At 60.1% G+C, this 6162-nt stretch carries 4 protein-coding genes; all 4 read right to left on the reverse strand.

Annotated elements, in window-relative coordinates; genetic code table 11:
* Positions 1 to 122: 122 nt before the first annotated feature.
* The 4 genes from ACQR3R_RS16885 to ACQR3R_RS16900 all read right to left on the reverse strand — a co-directional run bounded on the left by ACQR3R_RS16885 (position 123) and on the right by ACQR3R_RS16900 (position 5444).
* On the reverse strand, positions 123 to 1583 hold the full coding sequence (locus ACQR3R_RS16885) for an amidohydrolase family protein (RefSeq protein WP_428273413.1): 1461 nt from the start codon (positions 1581 to 1583) through the stop codon (positions 123 to 125).
* Between the two features lies 1 nt (position 1584).
* Positions 1585 to 2445, reverse strand: a complete 861-nt coding sequence (locus tag ACQR3R_RS16890; protein WP_428273415.1) for an SIS domain-containing protein — start codon at positions 2443 to 2445, stop codon at positions 1585 to 1587.
* 15 nt (positions 2446 to 2460) lie between these two features.
* Positions 2461 to 3810 carry a GntT/GntP/DsdX family permease gene (locus ACQR3R_RS16895; RefSeq protein ID WP_428273417.1) on the reverse strand — a complete coding sequence of 450 codons (1350 nt, stop codon included), beginning with the start codon at positions 3808 to 3810 and terminating at the stop codon, positions 2461 to 2463.
* A 188-nt stretch (positions 3811 to 3998) separates the two neighbouring features.
* A complete protein-coding gene (locus tag ACQR3R_RS16900) occupies positions 3999 to 5444 on the reverse strand; it encodes a SulP family inorganic anion transporter (protein ID WP_428273419.1) in 1446 nt (481 codons plus the stop codon).
* Between the last annotated feature and the right edge of the window lie 718 nt (positions 5445 to 6162).

The raw sequence follows: 6162 nt of genomic DNA on the forward strand, positions 1-6162 counted from the left end.
ACATTGCAGGTCGCAATCGGCGCGCCATGTCTTCGACAAATGGCGGCAATCTGTGCATCAGCCATCGACGCTGTTCGCCACTGCGCTTCAGCACTCGCCAGCAGCGTTGTGTACTCGACAGTTCACTGGGTAAACCCTTGGCGCAAATCCCCTTCACGCGCCAAAAACCGCCCTGCCCTTTTGCCGTTCGCCTGGCCTTGGCTGTAGCTCAGCACACCGTTGACCCAGACCCCGTCAATGCCTTCGGCCGACTGTTGCGGATTGTTGAAATCCGCTACATCACGGATGGTCGCCGGGTTGAACATCACCAGATCCGCCCAGTTGCCTTGACGAATTTCACCACGGCCCTTCAAGCCAAATCGCGCAGCCGAGAGCCCGGTCATTTTGTGCACGGCCGTGTGCAGCGGAAACAGCCCGACATCGCGGCTGAAATGCCCGAGTACCCGGGGGAATGCGCCCCATAACCGTGGATGCGGAAACGGGTCTTCGGGCAAGCCGTCAGAGCCGACCATCGACAACGGGTGCGCGAGAATCCGTCGTACATCCGCTTCGTCCATTCCGTAATACACCGCGCCGGCCGGTTGCAATCGGCTGGCCGCATCGAGCAACGACACGCCCCATTCGGCAGCAATGTCGATCAGATCCCGACCGCCCATGTGCGGGTGCGGCGTGGACCAGGTGATGGTGATGCGATGCGCGTCGGTGACTTGCTTGAGGTCCAGCGTTGAAGAACTCGCCGCATACGGATAGCAGTCGCAGCCCACGGGGTGGGTTTTCGCGGCCTGTTCCAAAGATGCCAACAGTTGCGGACTGCGTCCCCAGTTGCCAGCGCCGGCGCATTTGAGGTGGGAAATAATCACCGGGGTGTTGGCATGACGCCCGATCTGAAACGCCTCGTCCATGGCCTCCAGCACCGGCTCGAACTCACTGCGCAAATGTGTGGTGTAGACCGCGCCGAATGCCGTCAGCTCTTCAGTCAATTGCATGACCTCATCGGTGGAAGCCGAGAAAGCGCTGGCGTAAGCGAGGCCTGTGGATAACCCCAATGCACCGGCCTGCAGACTGTCGCGCAATTGCTCGCGCATCGCGCTGATTTCGTGCGGCGTGGCCGTGCGAAACAGGTCGTCGAGGTGATTGCTGCGCAACGCGGTGTGGCCGACCAGTGCGGCCACATTCAGCGTGGTATTCGCCGCTTCGACGGCGGCGCGGTAGTCACTGAAGCGCGGGTAAACAAACGCCGCCGCAGTGCCCAGCAGGTTCATCGGGTCTGGCGGATCGCCACGCAATTCGACGGGCGAGGCACTGATCCCGCAATTGCCGACGATCACCGTGGTGACCCCTTGGCTGAGCTTGGGAAGCATCTGCGGTTGGCGGATGACCACTGTGTCGTCGTGGGTGTGAACGTCGATAAACCCAGGCGCCAAGACCCGGCCAGCGGCGTCGACTTCATCGCTGCCGCTGGCGTCGTGCAGATCACCAATGCGCTCGATGCGCCCGTTCAGAAGTGCAATGTCAGCGCGATAACCTTGGGTGTTGCTACCGTCAATGATCAGGGCATTGCGGATCAGCGTGTCGTACTTCATGTCAGTCTCCCAGCGGCAAGTGATCGTCGCCGCCGCGGTAATCGTCGAGGGCGAGTTTGATCCGCCGCAGACGCTCTTGATTGTGTTCAGGATTGACCAGTGCAAGCTCGGTGGCGAGCACGTCGATGGCCAGCAACATGCCGTAGCGCGCCGCCGTGGGTTTATAGATGAACGAGGTTTCGACGCCTTGCAGCGGCAACAGCACATCGGCCAATTGCGCCAGCGGCGAGTCGGCGCGAGTGATCGCCAGAATGCGTGCGCCGTAGTTGCGGGCCAGCGTCACCACTTCCAGCAACTCAGGCGTCAGGCCGGTCAGCGAGCAGGCGATGACAGCATTTTCCGGACCGAGGCTGGCGGCGGTGACGCGCATCATCACCGGGTCGTGGCACACCGCAATCGGGTAGCCGAAGCGCACCAGGCGCACCTGCAATTCGTCGCTGCACAAGGTTGAACAGCCGCCCATGCCGAACGCGTGGGTCATCCGCGATTTGCTCAGCAGTTTTACGGCGTCGGCGAAGCGTGACTCATCGAATGCTGACAGGTGCTTGCGCAGCGTCGACTCGATATCCCCGAGAATCTGCCCGTAAAACGCCGATTGCTCGGGCGTTCCGGTCGGGTCGAGAAAGCGGCTGCCGACGCCACTGGCCTGAGCCAGTTGCAGGCGCAAGTCACGCAAGTCGCGGCAACCCACTGTGCGTGCAAACCTTGAGAGCGTGGCACTGCTGACTTCGGCTCGCAGCGCCAACTCGTCGAGGCTCGCCGAAGAGGCAAATCCGGTGTCGTCCAGCATCAGCCGAGCGATGCGCCCTTCGCCGGCGCTGAAGGAATCCTGGCGAACGCGAATCTGGTAGAGGATGTCCATGGCTGTCTGCTCCGGCTAAATCAGGTAGGAAAGGCCCACGGTCAGACCGAACGCAACAACTGAGATCAATGTCTCAAGTACCGTCCAGGTCTTGAAGGTCTGGGCAACGGTCATGTTGAAGTATTCCTTGATCAACCAGAAGCCACCGTCATTCACATGGGAAAAGATAACCGACCCCGCGCCTGTCGCCAGTACCAACAACTCCGGATGCGGATAACCCAGACCAATGGTCACCGGCGCCACAATGCCAGAAGCGGTGCTCATCGCCACGGTGGCAGAGCCGGTAGCAATGCGCATCAACGCGGCAAACAGCCAGCCCATGATCAGTGGTGACAAGTGGAATTCGTGGGCCAGGCTGACGATCTGGTCGGTGACGCCGGCGTCCACCAGGATCCGGTTCAAGCCGCCACCCGCGCCGACCAGCAAGGTGATACTGGCAGTCGGCGCCAGGCATTCGTTGGTGAATTTGAGGATCGATTCACGGCTGAAACCCTGGGCGATACCGAGGGTCCAGAAACTGAGCAGCGTGGCCAACAGCAAGGCAATGACCGAATTGCCGATGAACAATAAAAACTGGTTGAAGCCACTGCCCGGCGTGGAAATCAGGTTAGCCCAGCCTCCGATCAACATCAGCACCACTGGCAACAAAATGGTGGCAATGGTGATGCCAAACCCCGGCAAACGCGCACGCGGCTCGCGGTCCAGGAACTGCCGCTCCAGCGGGTTATCAGCCGGCAAATGAATACGCGGCACAATGAATTTGGCGTACAAGGGCCCGGCGATGATCGCGGTGGGAATGCCGATCAAAATCGCATACAGCAGCGTCTGCCCGACCGATGCCTGATAAGCCTGCACCGCCAGCATTGCGGCCGGGTGCGGTGGCACCAGCGCATGGACCACCGACAGCCCAGCGACCATCGGCAAACCGACCATCAGAATCGACACGCCCACGCGTCGCGCCACGGTAAAGGCAATCGGCACCAGCAACACAAAACCGACTTCGAAGAACAACGGCAAACCCACCAGGAAGGCAATGCAAACCATCGCCCAATGTGCGTTCTTCTCACCGAAGCGATTGATCAGCGTACGGGCCATTTGCTCGGCGCCGCCGGATTCGGCCATCATTTTGCCGAGCATCGTGCCCAGCGCGACCACCAATGCGATATGGCCAAGTGTCTTGCCAACGCCCGCCTCGAAAGCCCCCACCACGCCGGACGCCGGCATCCCGGCCAACAAGCCCAGGCCGATGGAAATCAGGGTGATGACGATGAACGGATTAAGTCGGTAACGAGCGATCAGAACGATCAGCGCGATGATGGCGACGGCGGCATACACAAGCAGCCAATAGCCGAAAGTGGCGGTCATGCGGTACTCCTCGAAAGGGTCACGTCGAATGGGTTGTGAAACTCATAAATCATTTCGAGAGGTGATTTTCAAACGAGGTGAAAGTAATTTTCGTGCAGGGATAAGAGTTGTCGCCAGGAGGTATGCGCGGTCGGGGAATATGAAAATCGGGCAGGCGAATTTACATCGCGCCTGCCCTCAATCGGGCATCAGTCGTGATTGACGCGGGCGCGCTTGAGCAATTTCTTGCACCGTTCAGACAAATGCAGCACCCGTAGGTGCTTGCCTGCCTTGGTATAGCGCTCGCGCAGGGCGTTCAGCGCAGCGATTGCCGAGTAGTCGACGAAACTCAGGTGGCGACAATCGAGCGTCACGTTGGGCGGGTCGCTGGCCGGGTCGAACTGATTCAGAAAAGGTGTGGTCGAGGCGAAAAACAGCGTGCCGTGTACGCGATAGAGTTTGCTGCCGTCGGCTTCCAGGTGACTGTCGGCATAGAGCTGGCGAGCCTGCTGCCACGCAAAGTTGAGCGCCGCGATGATGATCCCGCACAGCACTGCGGTCGCCAGGTCGGTGAACACCGTAATCACCGTCACGGCGACGATGACCAGTACGTCATTGAGCGGGACTTTGTTCAGCACTCGCAATGAAGCCCAGGCAAACGTCTGCTGCGACACCACGAACATCACGCCTACCAGCGCGGCGAGTGGAATGCGCTCGATAAACGGCGATAGAAACAGCACGAACAGCAAAATCATCACCCCGGCTACCACACCGGACAGGCGACCACGACCACTGGAGCTGAGGTTGATCACGGTTTGCCCGATCATCGCGCAACCGCCCATGCCACCAAACACACCGGAGACCATGTTCGCCGCACCCAGTGCCACGCACTCGCGATCCGGGAAGCCTCGGCTCTCGGTGATCTCATCGGTGAGGTTCAGCGTCAACAGGGTTTCGAGCAGACCAACCAGCGCCATCACCATTGCGTAGGGCGCAATGATTCGCAATGTGTCCAGGCTCCATGGAATATCGGGCAGGGCAAGTGTCGGCAGGCCACCGGCGATGTGCGCCATGTCGCCCAAGGTGCGCGTCGGCAAGCCGAGCAGATACACCGCCAGCCCAACGCCAAGAATCGCCACCAGCGCCGGTGGAACAGTGCGCGTCAGGCGCGGCAGCAGATAGACAATGGCCATGGTCAACACCACCAACCCGCTCATCACGTACAACGGCGTGCCGCTGAGCCAGGTGTCGCCAATCTTGAAGTGTTCGAGCTGAGCCAGCGCGATGATGATCGCCAGGCCGTTGACGAAACCGAGCATCACCGGGTGCGGCACCATGCGCACCAGTTTGCCGAGTTTCAGCAAGCCGAACGCCAGCATGATCAGCCCGCCGAGCAACACCGTCGCCAGCAAATACTGCACGCCGTGCTGCACCACCAACGCCACGATCACCACCGCCATCGAACCGGCCGCGCCAGACACCATGCCCGGCCGCCCGCCGAAAAGGGCGGTCAGTGTGCAGATGATGAAAGCACCGTAAAGGCCCATCAATGGATTGAGATGAGCCACCAGCGCAAAAGCGATGCATTCGGGTAACAAGGCAAAAGAAGTCGTGAGCCCTGCCAGGACATCGGCGCGCAGGCGTTGTGGTTTCATGGATGATTAGACACAGCAGGAAAGAAGACAGCGGATGTTACGGAATTTGCACCGACGCGGCCAATCGTCAATCGGCTCCAGGGATACTGATGTTGACTGGTCCAACGCCATCGCGAGCAGGCTCGCTCCCACAGGAGATTTACGTGGCACACGGAATCTGTGACTGGAACAGGCCCCAATGTGGGAGTGAGCCTGCTCGCGATAGCGGTATTACAGCGACGATGATGTTGACTGAGTTAACGCCATCGCGAGCAGGCTCGCTCCCACAGGGGATCTCTGGCGCACACGGAATCTGTGGCTGGAACAGGCCCCAATGTGGGAGTGAGCCTGCTCGCGATAGCGGTCTTATAGCGACGATGATGTTGACTGAGTTAACGCCATCGCGAGCAGGCTCGCTCCCACAGGGGATCTCTGGCGCACACGGAATCTGTGGCTGGAACAGGCCCCAATGTGGGAGTGAGCCTGCTCGCGATAGCGGTCTTATAGCGACGATGATGTTGACTGAGTTAACGCCATCGCGAGCAGGCTCGCTCCCACAGGGGATCTCTGGCGCACACGGAATCTGTGGCTGGAACAGGCCCCAATGTGGGAGTGAGCCTGCTCGCGATAGCGGTCTTATAGCGACGATGATGTTGACTGAGTTAACGCCATCGCGAGCAGGCTCGCTCCCACAGGGGATCTCTGGCGCACACGGAATCTGTGGCTGGAACAGGCCCCA

Origin of the sequence: Gordonia sp. IEGM753 (genome assembly GCF_050321825.1) — a bacterium.
Lineage (GTDB): Bacteria > Pseudomonadota > Gammaproteobacteria > Pseudomonadales > Pseudomonadaceae > Aquipseudomonas.